Genomic DNA, 22,936 nt, shown 5'->3' on the forward strand with positions numbered 1-22,936 from the left:
CTTTTGGCCCTCATCTCTCGTCGATAGTGAAATAGTGCGTCCACTCGCCTTCAAAGAGGTGCGCTAAGGTTTCCTCGTCGTCGAGGCTGGCGGAAGCCACTTCAATATGACAGTAACGCCTTGTTTCGCCGGGGCGGCGCAGACCGTTCCAGCGCTGTAGGGCGGCTTTAAGCTGCGCGCACAGCAGCCTGATTTCCCCTAGGGTGGCATCCATTAACAACGCCGCGACCGTATCGTCGCCATAACGACCGATAACTTCGGCTTGAGAAGCGACCTTCGCCATGGTCTTACCCAACTGCTCAAGCAGTTGATGGCTCTCGTTACTACCAACTTCGCCGCCATCTTCATCACCATGAAGCTGACCGATTCGCGCCATGTTGAGGGTGCGTATTCTGATCAACACGGCATTGATGTCGTAACGTCGACATAAGGCGAGGGTGTTCGTGGCTCGGGGGGTAAAAGTTAGCTCGTCCAGGCACCCGGTAATATTATCCGTTGGATATTGGGTGCCAAGGGAAAACTCTTGTTCGACCAACAGCGCAATGTCTGAAAGTAGTTGCTTCTCTCGGGCCAGAAGCTGGCGTGGCTCCGGTTCTATCAGGCAGAGCGTGCCAATCCTCTCGCCTGTTGCCAGGTGCAATGGCTGGCCTGCATAGAAACGAACATACGGTGGGCCGGTCACAAAGGGGTTGTCGCGAAAACGCTCATCCAGGCGGGTATCGGGCACTTCCATGAGTTCGTCGTTCTGGATCGCCCAAGAGCAGAAAGCGATATTGCGTGGCGTTTCCCGAAGGCTTACCCCCTGGCATGACTTGAACCATTGACGGTCTCGATCCACCATCGATACCAATGCAATAGGCACCTCGAACAGACGATACGCCAGACGCGTTAGTCGGTCGAAGCGTTCTTCGGGCAGGGTGTCCAATAGGCCAGTGGCATGCAAGGCGGCGAGGCGCTGTTCTTCGGTGTGGTTTGGAAGATACGAGATAACAGGCGAGGGCTTCCCCCAGGAAAAATCAGGCATCAATGGCTCCATGGCATTTCGCAGCTGTTTCTATGGTGTGTCCGGCAACCGACAGTCGATTCTTTTGCCCACCGTGATAATGCCGGACAAGACCTTTTGTTTTATTTAGCCGTTTTCTTTAACCGGCGAGCTGCCTTAGGCTGTCTTGCACTTCCTCGAGAATACTGCAGGCATTTTTCTTTTGGGTGACGAATTCCTTTAGCAAGACATGCAGTTCCAGAGTGCTGCATGATTTCAACAGAAGCTCATAAAATTGATGAGAATGATGTGCTGCAGCCAAGGCATGGTTAAGTGCCTGATAGGCCATGTCTTCATTGACCACAAAAAAATGTTGTCTGCGCATTTCAGGCGGGATAACGCCATGCACCTCGCATTCTTCCAGGTCAACGCCTAGCTGAAGGTGTCCGGCAGTCTGGGCGAGGCTGGCCAGTCGTTGCTCGCACTCGAGCCCAAGCATCGCCATCAGTTGACTGGTGGCCGGGTTGAGAGGTAGGAAACTCAGCTCAAACCCCCGGTAACGGTGGCGTTCCTGGATTTCATGGTCTCTGGCCAGCAAGAATTGTTCTTCCGGCAAACAGGTACGAAAAGGTCTCTGGACGCTGGTGCTCGGCATTTTTCTTGAGGCAGTTTTTAGATTTTTTGTTGTGGTCATTAGCATTTGGCGACTCCTTCGTAATGCTTACAGCTTTAGGGCATTCCCTAGTCCCTATTAAGGTAGAGAGAGATTGCCTGAAAAACGTTGATGCAAGTTATAATAGAATAGGGAAAGGATAAAATAAGCTAACTATATTAAGATGCTCTTAGGTGTTTGGTGACTTTTGCAGTGCCTAAGTATTAGATTTTTTAATTATAAATTATTGTTTTAGTTAGCCTTTTATGAACTTTGCTAATCAAGTTCGAGGTAGATTTTATGAGTGTCTAGATGAGCGCGCTCAAGTTCATGCGGACATTGCGGCAATCGTTAACTCTCTAGACCACTGAAGGCGAGATGGAAGGCAATCGCTGCCATCATCAGGCCGATGGCCCCGTCGATCATGCGCCAGGCCCAAGGGCGCGAAAGCCAGGGCGAAAGTGCTGACCCGCCCCAGGCCAGCAGGCTGAACCAGAGGATCGAAGCGGTACCGGCACCGGCGACGAACACAGCCGCGCTCTCCTGCTGGGCGCCGACCGCCGGGATCAACAACAAGGTATCCAGGTAGACTTGAGGGTTGAGCACCGTTACCGTCAGAGTGGCGAGCAGCACCTGCTTCAGGCTGCGCTCCCCGGAGGCCGATAATGCCAGCCCCTGCCTGCCGGTAATCGCCCGGAAAAGGGCTTGGCCCGCCAGCCAGCCGAGAAACGCCACGCCCAGCCAACGCATGACTTCCATGGCATCGGGAAAGGTCAGCAACAGTGCTCCGACCCCGAACATGCCCGCGGTGAGCAGCAGCAGGTCACTGCTCATGCACAGGCCGGCCGACCACCAGTGGTGTTCACGGCGTACCGCCAGGCCCAGTACATAGGCATTCTGCGCGCCGATGGCCACGATGATCCCACCGCACACCAGCAGTCCCGTGAGATAACTTTCCAGCATTTCTCGTATCCTTGCACTCTTGGCAGCGACCCTGCGACGAAACAGGTCGCTCAGGGGGCGCGCCTGGGTTGTTGTGGCGGCAAGCATAGCGACAAGCCGTTATACTTAAAAATCATCTTGCTAATGGCACATCAGTTTTTCTTATATTGGGTACCGCATGCTGGACTACAAATTGCTCGAAGCCTTGGCCACGGTCATCGAGTGCGACGGTTTCGAGCGCGCCGGCGACGCGCTGGGACTTTCCCAATCGGCAGTTTCTCAACGCATCAAGGCCCTGGAAATTCGCCTGGGGCAACCGGTGTTGCTGCGCCACCCGCACCTGCAGCCGACACCGGCGGGACGCCGGCTACTCAACCATTACCAGCAAGTGCAACTGCTGGAGCGCGACCTGCGCGGTACGCTGCCCACCCTTGAAGAGGCCTCGCCACGCCTGCGCATCGCACTTAACGCCGATAGTCTGGCGACCTGGTGGGCTGATACGATCGGCCGCTTTTGCCAATCCGAGGGGCTGTTGCTGGATATCGTCATCGAGGATCAGGACGTCGGCTTGAAACGCTTGCGTGACGGTGATGTCGCGGCCTGTCTGTGTGCCAGTGCGCAACCCATCGCCGGGGCGCGCTGCGTTCCCTTGGGCAAGATGCTGTATCACCCCTGCGCCACGCCCGATTATATCGAGCGCTACTTTTCCCAGGGATTGTCGGCGGATGCCTTTCAGCGCGCCCCGGCCATCGTCTTCGGCCCCCACGACCAGCTCCAGCACCGCTTCCTGGCCCAGGTCGGCTACCACGGCGCATTCCCTTACCATCTCTGCCCCTCTTCAGAAGGGTTCCTCAGGCTGGCAGCCGCCGGTATGGGATATGGCATGATGCCGTGGATGCAGGTGGCCCCCTGGATGGAAAAAGGCCTGCTCGCCAGCCTCGCCCCGCAACAGCCACTCGAGATTCCGCTGTACTGGCACTTCTGGCGCCATAGTGGCCAGGTACTGGAACGCTTGACCCAAGTGCTTGGCGAAGCACGATTGCAGTGAGCCGAATCGCGACAATAACGGCAAGCCATTAAATTTCATCCGAAAAATAAAAAAACCGGCCGTGCCGCCTCGGCCCCAAGGAGGGCGTAGGCGACACGGCCGGTTCGGCAGCTTGTCAGACGCTTAGTCGTTTCAGACCAATTTTTTCAAGCAGGCTTCGAGGATATCCAGGCCTTCTTCGAGGATGTTGTCCTCGATAGTGACTGGCATCAAGAAGCGGATGGTGTTGCCGTACAAGCCGCAGGAAAGCAGTATCAGCCCATTCTCGCGAGCTTTCTTGCACAGGGCGCCGGCGAGGTTGGCATCCGGGGTGTGGTTGGCTTTGTCCGATACCAGATCAAATGCTGCCATGGCACCCATGTTACGGGCATTATCGATGCAGTCGTAACTTTCCTGCCACTTGGCGAAACGCTTGGCCAGCTTGTCGCCTAGCGCCTGGCTCTTTTCGAGAATGTTTTCTTCCTCGAATACTTCCATCACCGCCAAGGCCGCAGCACAGGCGGTCGGACTGCCGGTGTAGGTGCCGCCCAGTGAATTGGGGCCGGAGGCATCCATGTGCTTGTCGGTACCCACGATGGCCGAGATCGGCATGCCATCGGCCATGCTCTTGGCCATGGTGATGATGTCCGGCTCCACGCCGCTGTGCTCGATGGCGAACATCTTGCCGGTGCGCCCGAAACCGCTCTGCACTTCGTCGACGATCATCAGAATGCCGTGTTCGTCGCAAATCTCACGAATGGCTTTCAAGAAGCTTGTCGGCGCCGGATAGAAGCCGCCTTCACCAAGCACCGGCTCGAGAACGATAGCGGCGGTATCCTTGGGATTGGCATCGGTTTTGAGTGTCATCTTCAGGCCACGCAGGGCTTCATCTTCACTGACACCATGATACGGCACCGGATAAGGCGCGCGAAAAACGTTGCCCGGCATGCTGCCAAAGTCGGTCTGGTAGGGCGCGACCTTGCCGTTCATTGCCATAGTCATGAAGGTGCGGCCGTGGTAGCCGCCGTCGAAGCAGATCACGTTGTTCTTGCCAGTGGCGGCACGAGCGATCTTGACCGCATTTTCCAGGGCCTCGGCGCCGGAGTTGGCCAGCATCACCTTGGCGTGACCGCGCACCGGGGTGATATGGCTGAGTTTCTCCGCCACCTTCACGTAGCCTTCGTAAGGCATTACCGTCTGGCAGGTATGCATGAGTTTATCGAGTTGGGCCTTGATCGCTTCCACCACCTTGGGGTGGCGGTGCCCGACGTTCAGTACCCCGATACCGCCGGCGAAGTCGATAAAGCGTGTGCCGTCCGCATCCCAGAGTTCGGCATTTTCAGCATGATCGGCGAATTGGGTGGCAGGGCTGGCGGCGCCATGGGCGACATATTTCTGCTTGAGTTCGTTGAGCTGTGCGTTGTTCATCCTGACTCCTTGTTTGGAACGTGCTTGGGCGATCACAGACCGCCGATACAGACATATTTTAGTTCAGTGTATTCATCCAGGCCATGGTGCGACCCTTCGCGACCCAGGCCCGATTCCTTGACGCCACCAAAGGGCGCCAATTCGGTCGAGAGAATGCTCTCGTTGACTGCCACCATGCCATATTCCAGGCCTTCCATCACATGCCAGATATGCTTGTAATCGCGGGCATAGAAATAAGCGGCCAGACCGAATTCGGTGGCGTTGGCCATGGCGATGGCCTCGCCAACCGTTTCAAAGCGAAATAGCGAGGCCACTCGAGCGGCTAACTTTTCGGCAAAGGCGTCATATACCCCGGCCTGGATCAGAAAACGATTGGTGCATACGCAGGTCTGTCCCGAGTTACGAAACTTGGAAGCAATGGCACCTTCGATCAAGCGTCAGATGATGCCTTGTTGTTTCAGGGTGGCGATTTGTTGCGCATCGAGTTGCAACATTTCTTCAAGGACCTGCTGGGTATGTTGACCCAGGCCGGGCGGGGGCATGTCGGCATTCAAGGCAACATCATTGAAGCGAATCGGGTTGGAAACCAAGTCCACTTGTCCGGCTTGAGGGTGAGGCAAGGTCTGCTTGAGTTGGCGTGCCTTGACATGGGGGTCATCGAAGACCCGGTCCAGGGTGTTGATCGGCCCGCTGGGCACTCCTACGGCTTCTAGCGCCGCCAGCCAATGCGCGGTGTCATGACGCAAGAAGGCCGCCTGAAGGGTAGGTATCAGTTGTTCGCGGTTAGCCACTCGGGCGCCGTTGCTGGCAAAGCGCGGATCATGGGACAGTGCACCCAGTTCGAGCACCGTGCAGCAGCGTTTGAACTGGTCGTCGTTGCCTACCGCAAGGATCATATGGCCGTCCGCCGTGGCGAACGCTTGATAAGGCACGATATTGGGATGGGCATTGCCCAGGCGTTGCGGCACCTGATGAGAGGTCAGGTAGTTCAATGCCTGATTGGCGAGCACCCCGACTTGAACATCCATCAGCGCCATGTCGATATGGGTACCGCTATTGCTGCGTTCGCGTTGAAACAGGGCCGCGAGAATCGCATTGGCGGCATACAGGCCGGTAAAGATGTCGGCCGTGGCCACACCGGTTTTCACTGGCCCGCCTCCGGGAGCATCGTCCGGTTGGCCGGTCAGGCTCATGATGCCGCCCATGGCTTGAATCATGAAATCGTAGCCGGCACGGTGAGAATAAGGACTTTTTTGCCCGAAACCCGTGATCGAGCAGTAGATCAACCGCGGGTTTTCGCCCTTGAGACTCGGGTAATCCAGGCCGTATTTCGCCAGTCCGCCGACCTTGAAATTTTCCAGCAGGACGTCGGACTGGGCCACCAGCTGTTTGATCAACTGTTGGCCTTCGGGCCTGGCCATGTCCACCGTGACCGAGCGCTTGCCGCGATTGGCGGAGAGGTAATACGCGGACTCCCGGGTGCCCGGGAGCCACGGCGGCCCCCAGTGGCGGGTATCGTCGCCGCTGCCGGGGCGCTCGACCTTGATCACGTCGGCGCCCATGTCAGCCAGCAACTGGCCGCACCAAGGGCCGGCCAGCACTCGGGAAAGATCGAGCACCTTGACCCCGGCCAGCGGCTTGGGTGTAGAGGTAGCGTTCATGGGCTCATCCATTCAGAAAAACGCCTGAATGCCGGTCTGGGTGCGGCCCAGAATCAAGGCGTGAACATCATGGGTGCCTTCGTAGGTGTTGACCGACTCCAGGTTGACCATATGCCGGATCACGCCGTACTCATCGGAGACACCGTTGCCGCCGTGCATGTCGCGGGACTGACGGGCGATATCCAGCGCCTTGCCGCAATTGTTGCGCTTGATCAGCGAGACCATTTCCGGTGCCCAGTTACCGCTATCCATCAAGCGCCCGACCTGAAGCGCCGCCTGCAGACCCAGGGTGACATCGGTCTGCATGTCGGCGAGTTTTTTCTGGATCAGCTGGTTGGCGGCCAGGGGGCGGCCGAACTGCTTGCGGTCCAGGGTGTACTGACGTGCCGCGTGCCAGCAGAACTCAGCACTGCCCATCACGCCCCAGGCAATGCCGTAGCGTGCCTTGTTCAGGCAGCCGAAAGGACCTTTCAGGCCTGCCACCTTGGGCAAGAGGTTTTCTTCCGGGACGAAGGCGTTATCCAGCACGATTTCCCCGGTAATCGAAGCGCGTAGCGAGACCTTGCCTTCGATCTTGGGCGTGGTGAAACCCTCGGCGCCACGCTCGACGATGAATCCCTTGATCTGGTTGTCGTGAGCGGCGGACTTGGCCCAGACCACGGCGATATCGGCAATCGGGCTGTTGGTGATCCACATTTTCTGGCCGGTGAGGCGATAACCGCCGTCGACTTTCTCGGCACGGGTAATCATCGAGCCGGGGTCGGAACCATGGTCGGGTTCGGTCAGACCGAAACAGCCCACCATTTCACCGCTGGCAAGCTTGGGCAGAAATTTTTGCTTCTGCTCTTCCGAGCCATAGGCTTCGATGGGGTACATGACCAGCGAGGACTGCACGCTCATTGCCGAGCGGTAGCCGGAATCCACCCGCTCGACTTCTCGAGCGATCAAGCCATAAGCCACGTGATTGACTCCGGCACCGCCGTATTCGGGCGAGACCGTAGCGCCGAGCAAGCCCAGTTCACCCATTTCGGTCATGATTTCACGGTCGAAACGTTCTTCACGAAAGGCGCTCAGCACGCGGGGTTGCAGTTTTTCCTGGCAATAGTCATAGGCGGCGTCGCGGATCTGGCGCTCTTCCTCGCTCAGTTGCTGTTCCAGCAGTAGGGGGTCATCCCAGTTGAAATGGGTCATGGTGTAACTCCTTGGCGTGATCCAGGCAAAAGGATTCGGGTGACGATAAACCACCTCAAAACCCAGCATAGTATCAATGTATCGCTATTATTTTAAAATTTCTACATTTTTACCAGGCTGTTTTCAAGCCATGCCTTGGCGGCGCATGACCTCGGTGATGATGGGCACCGGCGTCATCAGGTGTTCCCGCATCATATCGGTTGCAAGCTGGGTATCTCGTGCCAAGATGACGTCGACCAGAGCGGCGTGTTCCTGGCGCTTTTTTTCAAGGGCGGCATCGGAAAATACCGTTTCCCGTAGCCAGAGGTGGCGATAACGCTCCACCTTGTCGAACAAGCCTTCGCGGACCTGGAGCAAATGCGGCGAATTGCACCCGGCGGCAATTGCACTATGAAAATCTTTATGCCGGGAATCCCATATCTCCAGGAGGTCATCCGGTGTGTTGACCTCGGTGACCTTGGCCAACGCATGGGCCTTGGCCAGAATTTGCGCTTCCCATATATCGTCACCGCGTTCGATGCCCAGCCTGAGAACCATGGCTTCGAGCTGGGCGCGGGCGTCGTAGATATCTTGCAGTTCGGCGAGCGACATGGGCGCGACTCGATAACCACGTTGGCTGATCGCCACCACCAGATGTTCCGCCACAAGTTGCGAAAGGGCTTCACGCAGTGGGCCAATACCTAAGTTGTAGGTATCTTTCAGGCGGCTCATCAACAGTTTTTCACCGGGTTGATAGACGCCTCTGATGATGTCGTTTTTCAACCAGCGGTAGGCACTGATGCCTAGATTTTGTCGGGGAGTGTTGTCCATAAAGGTATTGTGTCCATAAAACAGCAAATAACCGAAATTTTCCCACCATCATAATGGAACGCGCGTTCGGTTGGTAAGTAAGCTAGGCAAACTTACCGTTGTTGCCTGCATAATATCGTTAGCCGAGCAGTAAACGCAGCAAGATCGCGGTGATCACGGCTAGCGTCAGGCGCTTGATCCATAGCGCCCCCCTTGGGCTCATGTTGACTTTAACCGCAAGCCAGGCACCGGTCATGCTGCCCAGCGCCAGCAGCAGACCGTAATTCCAGCGGACCTGGTCGAACCATATGAATAACGCCAGGGCGGGAAGGCTGTAGATCAGGATGATGAAGACCTTGAACACATTCACCTGGGCCAGGTCGATCTTGAGCAGGCGGTAGAGCACGACGATAAACAAGAGCCCCACACCGACCTGAATGAAGCCACCATAGACGCCGATCAGAAACATTGCCGCGTAGATGGGTAGCGTCAGACGCTCGGGTGTCAATGGGCGTGTATCCAGCCTTGGCTGGGGCAATACCATCATTGCCGCGGAGCCGGCCATGACGGCGATCAGGATAGCTTCGAAGAGTACATCGCTGACGTGCAGCGCCAGCCAGGCCCCAAGGAGTGAACCGGCCACGGCGGGTACGGAAAGGCGCAAGCTCAGGCCGATATGCGAGGCCCCGGCACGCAGGAAATTGCCCGCAGCCGACACGCTTTGCAGCACGATCGCCACACGGTTGGTGCCGTTGGCCACCTGCGGTGGCAAGCCCAGAAACATCAGCAGCGGCAAAGTCAGCATCGACCCGCCGGCGGAAAGGACGTTGATGAACCCCGCGATAATTCCAATGCCCACCAGAGCGATAGCTTCCCAAGTCGTCATGGACAAGTGTCCATGCAATCTTTCCTCTTGAACATGCTTCTCTCCCGACGCACTACTCACTTAAATCATTGGTCATGTTAACGCAAGCCATTGGCATCCAACGCACAAGCCGTGCTAATTTCGAATCAAGGTGTTTCTTTGTCACCGCTTGATAGAAGGTGCGGTGATAGAAAATGTCTTCCCATTTCCTTTTCGTCATCGAAACCAACAAGTCCAATCAGGATGGAGGAAGCATAATGAGCGTTCTCAAATATGCAGCGGCGGCATCTCTTCTGGCCGTGGCGCTACCGGCATCTGCGCAGCAGCTTTCCATTGCCACGGGGGGGACGGGCGGCACTTATTACCCTTACGGTGGCGGCCTGGCCGAGCTTATCAACAACCACATTGAAGGAGTCAGTGCGGTTGCCGAAGTCACCGGCGCCTCCGTGGAAAACATGGGGCTTGTGTGGCGCGGCGATTCCGATATCGCACTAGCGCTGGCCGATACGGTGTATGCGGCCTATAACGGCACCGGCGATTTCGAAGATCGGCAGCTTGAAAACATCCGGGCACTGGCGTCCATCTACCCCAACGCCGTGCAGCTGGTAACCCTGGCCGACTCGGGTATCGAGTCGCTTTCCGATCTCGAGGGCAAGACGGTTTCCGTGGGCGCCCCGGGCAGTGGTACCGAGGTCAACGCTCAGACCCTGCTCGAGGCTAACGGCATCAGTTATGATGACTTCGACCCGCGACGCCTGAACTTCAACGAGACCGCAGATGCCCTTCGTGACGGCGATATCGCTGCCGGCTTCTGGAGCGTGGGTCCACCGACCAGTTCGATCCTCAACCTGGCGACCACCAGGGATATCCGCTTGGTCGGGCTTTCCGATGAAGAAATCGCCAATGCTAAGGAAGAAGAACCGGTATTTGCTGCATACGAGCTGCGCGCAGGCCTTTACGAGGGCATGGATGAAGCAGTTCAGACCGTCAGCATTCCCAACGTGCTGGTGACGAACAGCGAAATGGACGAGGAGCTGGCCTATCAAGTCACCAAGCTGCTGTTCGAAGAAACCGAAGACCTGATTGCGATTCATCCGGCGGCCAATGACACCACGGTGAAGTTCAGCGTCAACTCCACGCCGATTGCTTTTCATCCGGGAGCCTTGCGCTACTACGAAGAGGTCGGTGCTGAGATTGCCGACCATCAGCGCAAGTAAGCATGCCTGAACGTTCGACTCATCGTGGCTTCTTAAGCAGCGCGATGAGTCGCCTGGCCATCTTCAGCTTGCTAGTGGCTGGCGCCCTGTGGACCAGTGCTTTGTTGAATAGCGGCGGCGCCTGGGCGTCCATGGCGCAGTCGAAGGTTGAGGCGGCATTGGTGGTGCGCAATACGCAAGGGGATACGTTAGTCAGTATCCCCATGCCGGAAGGCGCGACCTGGTGCCTAGAGTGGAATCACTCCGTGACCGGTATTCGAGTGCAGGATTGCTATCGGCACCATGCCGGGCGCATGGTGCTTGAACGCAGCCACCAGCCTGACTTCGCCGCCGGCCTCGGCCATCTACTGGGCCGAGGCCGGCAGGTGTCGGATGGCGCCGGGGGTTACTGGATCGAAGAGATCAACGAACCCGTTCCCGGCAATCGCTATCGCTTGCGCGTCGGTTCGCTTGCAGTGAACCATCGCCTGCTGCATGAAGGGCGTCGGATCAGTCTTAGCGAGCAGGCTGCAGATCAGGCAGTGACGATTGAACTCCGGACAGGCCCGCTTGACACGACGCAAGCCGACCCTTGAAATTTCCCTTTTCGTTTGCCGGCGCATTCTGCCGGTAACAGCTCTTGAGAGGCTGCTGCATGAGTGATCTTTACCCTTCCACCGCCAGTGCCTCGGGGGGGCAAGTCCTGCAGCCCCGCCCGATCATGTGGGCGATCTCCCTAGTAGCCGTGGCCTTGTCACTGTTCCAGCTTTATTCCGCCGGTATCCAGCCATTGGGCCTGTTCTACCAGCGCAGCATTCACTTGATGTTGATCATGATGCTGGCGTTTCTGCTGTTTCCGGTGTTTGGCCCACGCCGTAAACGCGGCGTATTGGGTGGGGCAATCGATCTTGTATTTTTTGCCGGTGCCTTGGTTACCGGCGGTTATTTGGCTTTGTTTCTGGATGAGATCATCAGCCGAGCGGGTTTCTGGAGCCAGACCGATATCGTGGTGGGCGGTATCGCTGTGGTGACGGTACTTGAAGCCAGCCGTCGCGCAGTGGGGCTGGGAATGACTGTTATCGGCTTGACAGCGATTCTCTATGCCTTTGCCGGGCCACGCGGCGAGCTTCCGTGGCTGGGAACTTTCTTGCCCGGGATTCTCGAACATCGTGGCTATAACATTGACCGTCTGGTGGGCCAGCTCTATCTGGGCCAGGAAGGTATTTTCGGGTTACCGCTGGGTGTAGCGGCGACCTATATCTTCGTGTTCGTGTTGTTCGGCGCTTTTCTGGAAAGTACTGGAGCGGGAAAGTTCTTCATCGATATGGCGTATTCCGCCACCGGACGCCAGCGCGGTGGTCCGGCCAAGGCGGCGGTGTTGGCCTCGGCAGGCATGGGATCGATTTCCGGCAGCGCCATCGCCAATGTGGTGACTACCGGCGCTTTTACCATTCCGCTGATGAAACGCCTGGGTTACAAACCACATCAGGCGGGGGGAATCGAAGCGGCGGCTTCCACCGGTGGCCAGATCATGCCGCCACTGATGGGGGCCGGGGCTTTCTTGATCGCCGAATATACCGGGGTGTCGTACCTCGAGGTGGTCAAGGTCAGTATCCTGCCTGCGATCATGTATTTCACCACCGTCTATCTCTTCGTGCATATCATTGCCCTGAAACAGGGTATGCAAGGAATGCCGCGCTCCGAATTGCCGAAAATGCGCCAGGTGATGCGCGACGGTTGGCACTTTTTGTTGCCGCTCGGGGTATTGGTGTACCTCTTGGCGATGAACATGTCGCCGATGCGGGTAGGTTATTACGCCGTGGTCACGATGGTAATGGTGGCTGCGCTGCGTTATGCAGCGTGGTTCTTTTTCGTGGCGCCGACGCAAGGGCAGGCGGTGACGTTGCGTAGCACCCTGGATGTGGTGTGGGCGGGTATCGTCAAGCTCGTGCAAGGCCTGGAACTGGGGGCACGTAATGCGGTAGCGGTGTCTCTGGCTTGCGCCGTGGCCGGAATCATCGTGGGGGTGGTCGGCCTGACCGGGCTGGGGCTCAAGTTCTCATCCATGATGATGGCCTTTTCCGGCGGCAATATCGTTCTGGCGCTGCTCATGGTGCTGCTGGCCAGCCTAGTGCTGGGTATGGGGCTGCCGGTGACCGCAAGCTACATCGTGTTGATCGTGCTGGTCGGGCCTGCCTTGACCGCCGAGTTCGGTATTCCGTTGCTGATCGCGCATCTCGTGGTGTTCTGGTATTCCCAGGATTCCAACGTGACGCCGCCTATCGCCTTGGCCGGTTTCGCCGGGGCGGCGATTGCCGGAAGTAAGCCCATGGCGACCGGTTTCCAGGCCTGGAAGTTTGCCAAGGGGCTTTATCTGATTCCGCTGTTTATGGTCTTCAATCCGGAAATCATCATGGGGGGGGCCTGGCCGATAGTGATCTGGAACGGAGTGATCGCCATTCTGGCGTTAGGGGCCTTTGCCGCAGCTCTGGAAGGGTATCTGTTCACGCGGATGTCATTGATACCTAGGGTGCTGATCGTGCCGGCAATCGTTGGGGTGTTTTATCCCAACTTCCTGGCGGAAGTCGCGGGCGTTGCGGTGATGACAATCGCCATCGCTGGAAACTGGTTGGCCAGCCGGCGCGAGGTCGCGCCGGTGGCCTGAGACTGTCTTGCAGGTGCTCAGCAGCTTATTAGAAGATCGATTCAACGGTTCCCGACCCTTGGGAACCGCTGACTTCTTCCAGTTCGCGGCTGATGCCGCGCTGCTGAAACTCGGGCAGATGATCGCTATGGAATATCTCGGAAATGCCCCCGGACTGGTCGTTAGGTAGCCGGCGCCCGGTCGTGGGGTCGACACGGACCGTAACGATGTTCTCCGGGCGTTCTAGAACCGCTTCCGGGCGACCCTCGAGGGCTTCTCCCATGAAGTCGATCCACACCGGCAGAGCGGCATTGGCGCCGTATTCGGCTATGGTTTCGTTATTGTCCTTGCCGACCCATACGGTGGTCACAAGGTCGCTGTTGTAACCTGCAAACCAGGCATCGCGCTGGCCGTTGGTGGTGCCGGTCTTGCCCACGATATCGTCTCGTTCCAGGCTTAACGCGGCGCGCCCGGTACCCACTTCGATAACATCGCGCAGCATGTCACGCAGAATGTATACGGCGGCGGCATCGGCCACACGCGGGGCAACCGGGTAGTCGCGCCCACCGATGGTGACGGTTTCCTGGCTTTCGCTGCACTCAGGGCAAGCGACATGCGGAGTAGCCTGCTCGATAAGCTGGTCATCATTGATCCGCGTGACGCGCTCGATGATCCAGGGCGAAACCTTGTAGCCACCGTTAGCCAGAATGGCATAGGCGTTGGTCATTTCCATCGGAGTCAGGCTGGCGCTGCCCAGCGCCAGGGAAAGGCCGCGCGGCAAGCGCCCAGGGGCGAAGCCGAAGCCTTCCAGGTAGTTGATGGTGTGATCCAGCCCAATGGCCTGAAGCACGCGAATAGTGACCAGGTTGCGTGAACGGGCCAGCGCCGAGCGCAACCGGGTCGGCCCTCGGAAGTCACGGCTGGAATTGACCGGGCGCCACAGTTCGTCACTGCCATCCTGGAGTACCACGGGGGCGTCATTGACCACGCTTGCTGCGTTCATTTCCCCATCTTCCAGGGCCGCCAGGTAGATGAACGGCTTAAAGATGGAGCCGGACTGACGCTGAGCCTGAACGGCGCGGTTGAACTTGCTGGCGTTGAAGTCGAAGCCACCTTGCAAGGCCAGAATGGCGCCGGTGCGGGGGTCTTGAACCACGAGCGAACCTTCGACATCCGGCTGTTGAGAAAGACGGGCGCTGCCGTCTTCGTTGATCACCACCCGTACCAGGTCGCCGCGAGTCGCAATTGCTTCGGCTGAGGCGGGCTCGGCGCCTCGGCTATGAGGGCTAAGGTAGTCGCGTGCCCAGCTCAAGCCATCCCAGTCGATGGTGTGCAGCTCACCGCCACGCAACATGACTTGCATGTCACGGCCTTCGCTTTCCACCACCATGGCGGCCTGTAGCAAACCGTAATTGGGTGTGCGTTCCAGCACTTGCAACCAGTTACTGACATCGCCATCGATACCTTCCACATGGGTCTGGCTGCGCTCGGCTGCCTGGCGCGCGGTCTCGCGAATTTCCGGTGATTCGGAAAGCTCTTCCTCCAGGCCTTGCGTGGTGATCTGTTCCTGAGCTTCCACCAGGCTCGAGGCGATATCGCGTTGCTCCGGGCCGCGCCAGCCATGACGCAAATCATAGTCGAGTAGACCCCGAGACAGCGCCAGACGCGCAGCAGGTTGAAGTTCACTGTCGAGGGTGGTGTGAATGCGGTAACCGCCGGTATAGGCATTGTCGCCGAAACGCTCGATTGCATACTGGCGGGCCATTTCCGACACGTAAGCAGCCTCCACTTCGGCTTGCGTCCAGTGACGCTTGGCGCTAACCGGCTCTTGCACCGCCTCCTGATAAACACTCTCGTCGATATGCCCCAGCCCACGCATACGAAACAGGATCCAGTTACGGCGGATCAAGGAGCGCTCCGAGTTGGCCAGTGGATTGAATGCTGAAGGGGCCTTGGGTAGACCGGCGATCATCGCCGTCTGAGCCAGGCTGAGTTCTGCTAGGGGTTTGTCGTAATAGGTTTCAGCCGCCGCCGCGATACCGTAGGCACGGTTACCCAGGAAAATCTTGTTGACATAAAGTTCGAAGATTTCTTGCTTCGAAAGCAATTGTTCCATCTGCAGAGCTAACAGGATTTCCCGAATTTTGCGGGTGAACGTACGGTCCAGCGTCAGCATGTAGTTACGGGCTACCTGCATGGTGATGGTCGACCCCCCTGACTGGATATCCCCTCCGCTCTGCACAAGTTCGAAGGCTGCCCGCATGAGCCCGCGCGGGTCGACGCCGCGGTGTTCGAAGTAACTGCTGTCTTCGGCGGCAATCAGCGCATTCACCATGTTCTGGGGGATTTCATCGAAATCCACCGGCATGCGCCGCTCTTCGCCGAACTCGCCGATCAACTTGCCGTCGCGCGTGAAGATGCGCAGGGGGGTATGCAGTTCGAAATCCTGTAGCTGACGGACATCGGGTAAGCCTGGGGAGAAATACAACGCCGCACCGACCACCGACAGAGAGATGGCGCCCAGCAATGACACCAACAGCCAGAATAGGGAAAAAATCAGAGTTCGGAAAAACTTCATGAAAAAGTGACATCCATGGAAATAATGAGGGGTCAGCGCGCGCTGGCTGTCGGGTGACTCTACCGACAACCATTATAGAAAAGTGGCGAGTCGGTCACCAGCCTTGATATGCCACAATGAGGGTGGGTGTGAGTTCCCATAAAATCATGTAACCTCGAATTTACTCAATTATGCAGGCGGAGCCGAACCGAGATGCGCTTTCTCAGACCCAGTAAAGGGTTGATCGGTGTCGATATTACCTCGGCGACCGTCAAGTTGCTCGAATTGAAAAGTTCCGGCGATGGTTACCAAGTGGAAAGTTATGCCGTACGCCCGGTTCGTGAAGGCGCAGTGGTCGAACGTCGCATCCGCGACATCGATGCCGTGGCCAGCGTGCTCAGTCGTGCGGTGGAACATGCCAAACCCTCTACTCGTAAGGTGGCGGTCGCGGTGCCGGCGAGTGCTGCCATTACCAAGACGCTGAACTTTCCCATCTCGCTCGAAGAGGATGAAATCGAAGAGCGTATTGTGCTTGAATCAGACCGCCACATCCCATTTCCGTTCAACGAAGTGGCGTTTGATTTCCAGTGTCTGGGTCCTTCGCCGTTCGATGAAGAGCAGCAGCAAGTGATGCTGGTCGCATGTCGGCAACAGGATGTTACCCAGTTGACCGAAACCCTGGAGCGCGCTGGTCTTGAGCCGGCGGCGGTGGATGTCGAAACCTTTGCCATGGAGCGCACTTTCGACGCTTTGCGGCGCCAGTTGCTGGCGGGTGACGATCCGCATGCCAGCGTAGGGTTGGTAGACATCGGTGCCAACATGAACGCGTTCCATGTCATGCAGGACGGTCACATCGTGTATAGCCGGGACACCGTGTTCGGTGGGCGCCAACTGACCGATGCGATTCGTGAGCGTTACGGCATGAGCATGGATGAAGCGGGGTTCGCCAAGAAACGCGGCGCACTACCCGACGATTATCAGGAAAGCGTGCTCAATCCTTTCCTGGAAACCGTCGTCCAGCAGGTGGGACGTTCGTTACAGCTGTATTACACCGCAGGGCGCAAACAGGAAGTCAAGCAGATTATCCTGGCGGGTGGCTCCAGCGTGATTCCAGGGCTGGCCGAGCGCATTGCCGAGGACAGCGGTATGCAAGTCACTATCGCTAACCCTTTTCAAAACATGAAAATCAACAAGCGTCTCGATGTTCAAGCCTTGGCCAACGATGCTCCGGCGATGCTTACCGCCTGCGGGCTTGCCATGCGAGTAGGCAAAGGGCTTGTCAGGGAAGGGGATAAATGAGCGTGGATATCAATCTGCTGGGGTGGCGTGAAGCCCGACGCGAAAAACGCACGCGGCATGTTCATCTGTTGGTGGGGTTCATGGTGACGCTGGGGACCATCATCGGGTTCGGCGTAGCCCAAGGCTACCAAATGGCACTGGATAACCAGCAGCAACGTAACACCCATATCACTCGTCAAGTGCGCCAGCTGGAGGCGGATATACGCGCCATCCAGGATTATGAAAGCAATTTGAATCGTCTCGAGAAGCAAATCATGGTGTTCCAGGAGCTTCAGTCAGGGCGGACGCAAGTGGTGCAGGTCTTCAATAACCTTGCCGAAAGCTTGGTTGATGGCGTGTATTACACTCACCAGGAACTCATTGGTCAGAGCTTGAATGTGACGGGCCTTTCTGCCAGTAATCGCCAAGTTTCCGACCAGCTGCGTAGCCTGGCGAACGCCCCGGCCTTCGATGTGCCCAAGTTATCCGAGGTGGAAAGCGAATCCGGAGGCGCCGGGCGTCGCTTTCGCCTTTCGGTCATCTTGAAAGCCCCGGATTCATTGTTGGTTACCGAGGAAGACAGCGGGGAGAATGAGGCGTGAATCTCAATGCCCAATGGGAGCGGTTGGCGGAGGAAGGACGACGCCTGAAAAATACCGACTGGCGTGAGCTGGATGTCAAGGAAGCCGGTTCATGGCCTTTGCTGCTCAAGATACTATGTTGCGTGCTGGGACTGGTTGTCGCTTTGGCGGCAATGGACTGGTTCGTGATCAGCGAACGACGCGATACGCTGGAAAGCGCCCAGCGTCGTGAGGCCAGCCTGCTTGACGACTATCGCATGAAAGCGGCGGAAGCGTCGCATTTGCCGGAGATGCAGGAACAGCTGATGTCACTTGAAACTCAGATGCAACGTCTACGCGACATGTTGCCTACCACTGCCGAAGTGCCTTCATTACTTGACAGTATTAGTGATGCCGCTATCGATAACCGTTTGATGATCGATGCCATTCGGTTGCGCTCTTCAATAGCCCGCACGCATTACGTCGAACAGCCCTTCGATATTCAGGTGCGTGGGGGGTATCACCAGATTGCCAACTTCATTGCCGATATGGCCGCCTTGCCGCGCATTGTGACTCAGCACGATTTTACCTTGGAGCCAGTGGCACGCCAGGGTGATCAATCACAGGGTGATGAGTTGCGCCTATCCATGTTGGCACGCACTTACAATTACCGTGCCGAGGAGAAGGCTGAATGATGAACTCCCGGCGGGTGATGGGGCGACTTCTGTGCGGTGTGCTCCTGGCGGGAATTGGGCTTTACGGCTGTGGTGACCCCCAGCTAGGCCAGCTTGACCAACGCATGCAGAAAATTCGCGAGATGCCGGGCGGGCCGCCGCGAATCGTGATCCCCGTGGTACCTGAATACCAGCCACTGGAATATCGTAACGAGGCGTTACGCAGCCCATTTCTACCTCGCAAAGCGATCCTTTCCGATCCAGATGAATCGTTTGACGAGCGATTGGCCCCAAACCAGCAGCGCCCTGAGGAGCCATTGGAGCGTTATCTCCTCCAGGAGCTCCGGCTGGTGGGTACGCTGCGCATGGGTAGCCGCCATGTGGCGTTGATCACGGCGCCAGGCGGCGAGGTTTTTTCGTTGAGCGAAGGCAACTATCTGGGTACCCATCATGGACGTATCAAGCAGATCGATAGCAATGCCATCTTGATTGCCGAGCGGGTATTTACCCAACACGATGGCTGGCGTGAGCGTGAGGTGGAGTTGATGCTTGAAACCAACGCAATGAACAATAACGCGGAAGATGACCAATGACCTTGATGACCCGCAGTGTTGTGATGCTGGTGCTTATGTTAATGCCAGCGTTGGCATCAGCGACCTCGGTGCTGACCGACCTGGATGTGCGTCGGACAACCGCCGGCGACGTTGAGATCGACTTGTATTTTTCCGGCCCACTGCCCGAGCTCCGTGGTTACCGCCTGGATGAACCACCGCGCCTGGCGCTGGACCTTGCCGACACCTCCAGTGCATTAAAGCAGCGCCGACAGGAAGTGGGCGTGGCGGGAGTCGAGCGTATTACCGCCCTGGATTCCGGTTCGCGCACACGCTTGGTGGTGGAGTTGGCCCAGGCGCATCCTTATGTGACCAGCCAGCATGAGAGTCACTTGCGAGTTTCGATCGGTCCGGGAGCCGCTGTGAGCGCTGATCAGTCGCCGCCTGTCGAAACGCTAGAAACCGCAATAGGACCGCAGGTGGAGGCGATCGACTTTCGTCGCGGCGATGATGGTGCCGGACGCCTGGTGGTAACCTTTGATCGTGCAGGGGTGGATGCACGGGTGCGCGAAGGCGCGCGTAATCAGATTGTGGCTGAGCTTCGCCATGTCTCGATCCCGGATTCGCTCAATCAGGTTTACGATGTGACGGATTTCGGCACCCCGATCGTTCGCGTTACCCCGCGTCTCGGGCGGGAAGCGGCAATGCTTGAGCTTGAAACCCAAGGCCCCTATGCGATGGTGTCCTCACAAAGCGGGCGACAGCTGGTGATCGAAGCGCAACCGGTCAGCGAGGCGCCGGTCGAACAGCGCCGGCAAGAGCGGGAGGCTTACACCGGCGAGCGCTTGAGTCTGAATTTTCAGGATATCGAAGTGCGCGCGGTGCTGAACGAAATCGCCGAGTTCACCAACCTGAATCTGGTGGCCAGTGATAGCGTTACCGGGCGAGTCACCTTGAACCTTAATGAAGTGCCCTGGGACCAGGCGTTGGATTTGATTCTGCAAAGCCAGGGGTTATCCAGCCGTCAGCAGGGCAATGTGATTGTGGTGGCGCCGGCCACGGAACTTGCCGAACTCGAACGCCAGGAAATCGAGGCGCGCAATCAGCGTGAAACGCTGGCGCCATTGGTGACGGAATTCATCGAAGTCAAATACGCCCGCGCGGAGGATCTTGCTACCTTGTTGCGCGGGGCTGACGGCTTCGGCCTGTTGACCGAACGTGGCAGGGTGAGTGTCGATCAGCGCACCAATACGCTTTTAGTTCAGGATACCGCCGATCAGGTGCGGGATATTCTACGTACCCTGGATCGCCTGGATGTGGCCGTGCGCCAGGTGCAGATCGAAGCGCGGATCGTGATCGCACGGGATACCGCCTCGCGTGAGCTGGGGATCAATTGGGGCGCCGACACCACGCGTGGCTTTGAGCAGGAGGGTGGCACTTACAGTCGGCGAGATATCAACCCCGGTGGCATCAACCGTGCCATGGGTGGTTTGGAGGTGAACCTTGGCCAAGGTGCCGGAGCGGGTACGGGATTCAGTTTCGGTTATCTGTCCGGGGATATTCTGCTCGACCTGGAGCTGCGCGCCCTAGAGACGGAGGGGAAAAGCCAGACCATTTCCCAGCCGCGTATCATTACCGCGAACCAGCGCACAGCGACAATCAGCCAGGGCGAAGAGCGAGCCTATCAGACAGTCAGTGACGATATTCCCCAGACGGAATTCAAGGAGGCGTTGCTGTCGCTTGAGGTCACGCCGCAGATTACCCCGGACAACCGCATCATCATGGATCTGGTAATCACCAACGATAGCTTTCGCGAAACGGAATTCGGCGGGGAACCTCCGGTCGATACCAATACCATTGAAACGCAGGTGTTGGTAGATAACGGACAAACGGTGGTGCTGGGAGGTATTCTGACTACCGAAGAGCTGCGCCAGCTGAGCAAAACCCCTTTCCTGGGTGACATTCCGCTGCTGGGCAAACTCTTTCGCTATACCGATGAGCGCAATGAAAAGGTAGAGCTACTGGTTTTCATTACTCCACGACTACTCGACGATGGCTTGGCGGTTCCCTGATGCAGGATTTACCCAACCTTTTCCTCATCGGCCCCATGGGGGCTGGTAAAAGCACAATCGGCCGACTGTTGGCGGCCGAACTATCACGCGAGTTCTTTGACAGCGACCACGCCATACAGGCTCGCTGTGGTGCCGATATTCCGTGGATCTTCGACGTGGAAGGTGAACAGGGCTTTCGCCAGCGCGAGATACAGATGATCGATGAACTGACCCAGCTTTCCCAGGTGGTGGTAGCCACCGGTGGGGGTGCGGTGTTGCGTGAAGAAAATCGCTGTGCCCTGCGTGAACGCGGCACCGTGGTCTATCTGCTCACCACGGTGGAACAGCAGCTTAAGCGCACGGCGAAAGACCGTAATCGTCCACTACTGCAGTGTGATAATCGTGAACAGGTACTCAACGACATGTTCGCTTTGCGTGACCCTCTCTACCGTGCCACCTCGGATATTACGGTACGTACCGACAGGCGTAGCCCTCGTGCCGTGGTCAATGAAATTATCCGACGGGTACGCCGTCTCGTCGATCCTCTCCAATCCAAGGTTTCCCCATGACGCAGGTTGTTGATGCGGTACGCACGCTGAGCGTGTCGCTGGATGAACGTAGTTACCCTATCCACATCGGTTCCGGGATTTTGGGTGAGCCGCGTTGGCTGACGCCCTATCTGGCGGGTCGGCAGGTCATGATAGTCACCAACGAGACGGTGGCGCCGCTTTATCTTGAGCGTTTCAAGGCGGGGTTGTCCGACGAGCTTGAAATGCGCGAATTAGTGTTGCCCGACGGTGAACAGTACAAGTCCCTCGAGCAGGTGAGTCGTATCTGGGATGCCTTGCTGGAAGCGGGTTTCAATCGCCGTTGCACCTTGATCGCCTTGGGAGGCGGAGTGATCGGCGATATGGTCGGCTATGCCGCCGCCTGCTATCAGCGCGGGGTAGCGTTCATTCAGGTGCCGACCACGCTCCTGGCTCAGGTGGATTCCTCGGTAGGCGGCAAGACCGGCGTCAACCATCCTCGCGGCAAGAACATGATCGGGGCGTTCTGGCAGCCCAAGGCCGTGCTGATCGACACTGCTACCTTGACCACTTTGCCGCCGCGTGAGTTTTCCGCCGGGCTTGCCGAAGTCATCAAGTACGGCCTGATCCGCGATGTGGCATTTCTAGGCTGGCTGGAAGACAAAATGGCGGCGCTTCGAGCCTTGGATGACGAAGTCCTGGTCGTCGCCATCGAGCGCAGCTGCCGGCTCAAGGCCGAGATCGTTGCCGAGGATGAAACCGAGCAAGGCGTTCGGGCTTTGCTCAACCTGGGACACACTTTCGGCCATGCAATCGAAGCTCACCAGGGATACGGCAATTGGTTGCATGGTGAGGCGGTGGGCGCCGGCATGGCCATGGCCGCTGAGCTTTCCCGAGCCCTGGGATGGTTGAATGAAGGCGATGTGGCGCGTGTCCAGGCCATTATCGAAGGTGCCGGGCTTCCCCTTGAGATCCCTAACGATATGAATGCCGAAGATTTTCTCAGTCGCATGCGTCTGGACAAGAAAAATATCGATACACGCCTCAGGCTGGTATTGCTCAAGTCGGTAGGGGATGCCTGTGTATTCGATGCGACACCCAGCGCAACGCTGCAGGCTTTGCTGGAAGACTTTCCGCGTCGTTAAGCTTACGTCGTAAACGTATTAACTTTATTGCCCGCTTTTGCGGGCTTTTTTTGCCTGGGAGCAGGCTTCAGAAAAACAAGTTAAGCAATAATCCGCATGCCTTATGCGCTATCGGCATGGGGTGAAAGGACATTTTTAGACCAAAGTATAGATATCGATAATTTTCGTTTAAATATCGTTTGCCTAGTTTGCAAGTCGTTGAACTGTATGTTTTTT

Annotated in this window: 20 protein-coding genes and 1 pseudogene; 11 read left to right on the top strand and 10 right to left on the bottom strand. The window is 57.4% G+C overall.

All coding sequences use genetic code 11. The features are described 5' to 3' along the window. Nucleotides 1–10: 10 nt before the first annotated feature. From LG290_RS03155 to LG290_RS03165, 3 genes are all read right to left on the bottom strand, one after another. Entirely contained in the window at nt 11–1,024 is a 1,014-nt protein-coding gene (locus tag LG290_RS03155) for a sensor domain-containing diguanylate cyclase (RefSeq protein WP_499836217.1), read from the bottom strand. 118 nt (nt 1,025–1,142) lie between these two features. Beyond that, nucleotides 1,143–1,676 carry a hypothetical protein gene (locus LG290_RS03160; RefSeq protein ID WP_499836218.1) on the bottom strand — a complete coding sequence of 178 codons (534 nt, stop codon included), beginning with the start codon at nt 1,674–1,676 and terminating at the stop codon, nt 1,143–1,145. A 309-nt stretch (nt 1,677–1,985) separates the two neighbouring features. Next, a complete protein-coding gene (locus LG290_RS03165; RefSeq protein ID WP_499836219.1) occupies nt 1,986–2,597 on the bottom strand; it encodes a LysE/ArgO family amino acid transporter in 612 nt (203 codons plus the stop codon). A gap of 157 nt (nt 2,598–2,754) precedes the next feature. On the opposite strand from LG290_RS03165, the gene LG290_RS03170 reads away from it, so the two are divergent. Further along, the gene (locus LG290_RS03170; RefSeq protein WP_499836220.1) at nt 2,755–3,624 is read left to right on the top strand and encodes a LysR family transcriptional regulator ArgP; all 870 of its coding nucleotides are present in this window, start codon (nt 2,755–2,757) and stop codon (nt 3,622–3,624) included. Between the two features lie 132 nt (nt 3,625–3,756). Here LG290_RS03170 and gabT read toward each other — a convergent pair whose 3' ends face one another. From gabT to LG290_RS03200, 6 genes and pseudogenes are all read right to left on the bottom strand, one after another. Continuing rightward, entirely contained in the window at nt 3,757–5,031 is a 1,275-nt protein-coding gene (gene gabT, locus LG290_RS03175; protein WP_499836221.1) for a 4-aminobutyrate--2-oxoglutarate transaminase, read from the bottom strand. Between the two features lie 32 nt (nt 5,032–5,063). Then, nucleotides 5,064–5,462: pseudogene (locus LG290_RS03180) on the bottom strand (aldehyde dehydrogenase family protein); the annotation flags it as partial. Between the two features lie 6 nt (nt 5,463–5,468). Continuing rightward, nucleotides 5,469–6,692: a CaiB/BaiF CoA transferase family protein gene (locus LG290_RS03185; protein WP_160417422.1), complete on the bottom strand. Its 1,224-nt coding sequence runs from the start codon at nt 6,690–6,692 to the stop codon at nt 5,469–5,471. A 12-nt stretch (nt 6,693–6,704) separates the two neighbouring features. Beyond that, nucleotides 6,705–7,883: an acyl-CoA dehydrogenase gene (locus tag LG290_RS03190; RefSeq protein ID WP_499836222.1), complete on the bottom strand. Its 1,179-nt coding sequence runs from the start codon at nt 7,881–7,883 to the stop codon at nt 6,705–6,707. Nucleotides 7,884–8,006: 123 nt separating this feature from the next. Beyond that, nucleotides 8,007–8,693 carry a DNA-binding transcriptional regulator CsiR gene (gene csiR, locus LG290_RS03195; protein ID WP_160417420.1) on the bottom strand — a complete coding sequence of 229 codons (687 nt, stop codon included), beginning with the start codon at nt 8,691–8,693 and terminating at the stop codon, nt 8,007–8,009. A 118-nt stretch (nt 8,694–8,811) separates the two neighbouring features. Continuing rightward, nucleotides 8,812–9,558, bottom strand: coding sequence for a sulfite exporter TauE/SafE family protein (locus LG290_RS03200; protein ID WP_499836223.1), 747 nt, complete (start codon nt 9,556–9,558; stop codon nt 8,812–8,814). A gap of 236 nt (nt 9,559–9,794) precedes the next feature. On the opposite strand from LG290_RS03200, the gene LG290_RS03205 reads away from it, so the two are divergent. The 3 genes from LG290_RS03205 to LG290_RS03215 all read left to right on the top strand — a co-directional run bounded on the left by LG290_RS03205 (nt 9,795) and on the right by LG290_RS03215 (nt 13,398). Then, nucleotides 9,795–10,754, top strand: a complete 960-nt coding sequence (locus LG290_RS03205; RefSeq protein WP_160417418.1) for a TAXI family TRAP transporter solute-binding subunit — start codon at nt 9,795–9,797, stop codon at nt 10,752–10,754. Between the two features lie 131 nt (nt 10,755–10,885). Continuing rightward, a complete protein-coding gene (locus LG290_RS03210) occupies nt 10,886–11,329 on the top strand; it encodes a DUF1850 domain-containing protein (RefSeq protein ID WP_499837013.1) in 444 nt (147 codons plus the stop codon). Nucleotides 11,330–11,388: 59 nt separating this feature from the next. After that, nucleotides 11,389–13,398 carry a TRAP transporter permease gene (locus LG290_RS03215; protein WP_499836224.1) on the top strand — a complete coding sequence of 670 codons (2,010 nt, stop codon included), beginning with the start codon at nt 11,389–11,391 and terminating at the stop codon, nt 13,396–13,398. Nucleotides 13,399–13,426: 28 nt separating this feature from the next. Here the strand turns inward: LG290_RS03215 and LG290_RS03220 are convergent, their stop codons facing one another. Beyond that, a complete protein-coding gene (locus LG290_RS03220; RefSeq protein ID WP_499836225.1) occupies nt 13,427–15,955 on the bottom strand; it encodes a penicillin-binding protein 1A in 2,529 nt (842 codons plus the stop codon). 192 nt (nt 15,956–16,147) lie between these two features. Between LG290_RS03220 and pilM the strand changes: the two genes are divergently transcribed. The 7 genes from pilM to aroB are packed head-to-tail and all read left to right on the top strand — an operon-like array spanning nt 16,148 to nt 22,720. Then, nucleotides 16,148–17,233, top strand: coding sequence for a type IV pilus assembly protein PilM (pilM, locus tag LG290_RS03225; RefSeq protein ID WP_499836226.1), 1,086 nt, complete (start codon nt 16,148–16,150; stop codon nt 17,231–17,233). Then, nucleotides 17,230–17,814 (top strand): PilN domain-containing protein, encoded by a 585-nt coding sequence (locus LG290_RS03230; protein ID WP_499836227.1) that lies wholly within the window; start codon nt 17,230–17,232, stop codon nt 17,812–17,814. The genes pilM and LG290_RS03230 overlap by 4 nt, the downstream gene beginning before the upstream one ends. After that, on the top strand, nt 17,811–18,467 hold the full coding sequence (locus LG290_RS03235) for a type IV pilus inner membrane component PilO (protein ID WP_160417413.1): 657 nt from the start codon (nt 17,811–17,813) through the stop codon (nt 18,465–18,467). The genes LG290_RS03230 and LG290_RS03235 overlap by 4 nt, the downstream gene beginning before the upstream one ends. Then, nucleotides 18,464–19,039: a pilus assembly protein PilP gene (locus tag LG290_RS03240; protein ID WP_499836228.1), complete on the top strand. Its 576-nt coding sequence runs from the start codon at nt 18,464–18,466 to the stop codon at nt 19,037–19,039. Before LG290_RS03235 ends, LG290_RS03240 begins: the two co-directional genes overlap by 4 nt. Next, nucleotides 19,036–21,069: a type IV pilus secretin PilQ gene (locus LG290_RS03245; protein WP_499836230.1), complete on the top strand. Its 2,034-nt coding sequence runs from the start codon at nt 19,036–19,038 to the stop codon at nt 21,067–21,069. Before LG290_RS03240 ends, LG290_RS03245 begins: the two co-directional genes overlap by 4 nt. Further along, complete coding sequence (aroK, locus tag LG290_RS03250; protein ID WP_499836231.1) at nt 21,069–21,617, top strand: shikimate kinase AroK; 549 nt, start codon at nt 21,069–21,071, stop codon at nt 21,615–21,617. Before LG290_RS03245 ends, aroK begins: the two co-directional genes overlap by 1 nt. After that, complete coding sequence (gene aroB, locus LG290_RS03255) at nt 21,614–22,720, top strand: 3-dehydroquinate synthase (protein WP_499836232.1); 1,107 nt, start codon at nt 21,614–21,616, stop codon at nt 22,718–22,720. The genes aroK and aroB overlap by 4 nt, the downstream gene beginning before the upstream one ends. The last annotated feature ends 216 nt before the right edge of the window (nt 22,721–22,936 follow it).

The sequence above is a fragment of the Halomonas sediminis genome, assembly GCF_044871105.1.
In the GTDB taxonomy this organism is placed as follows: Bacteria; Pseudomonadota; Gammaproteobacteria; order Pseudomonadales; family Halomonadaceae; genus Vreelandella; species Vreelandella zhuhanensis.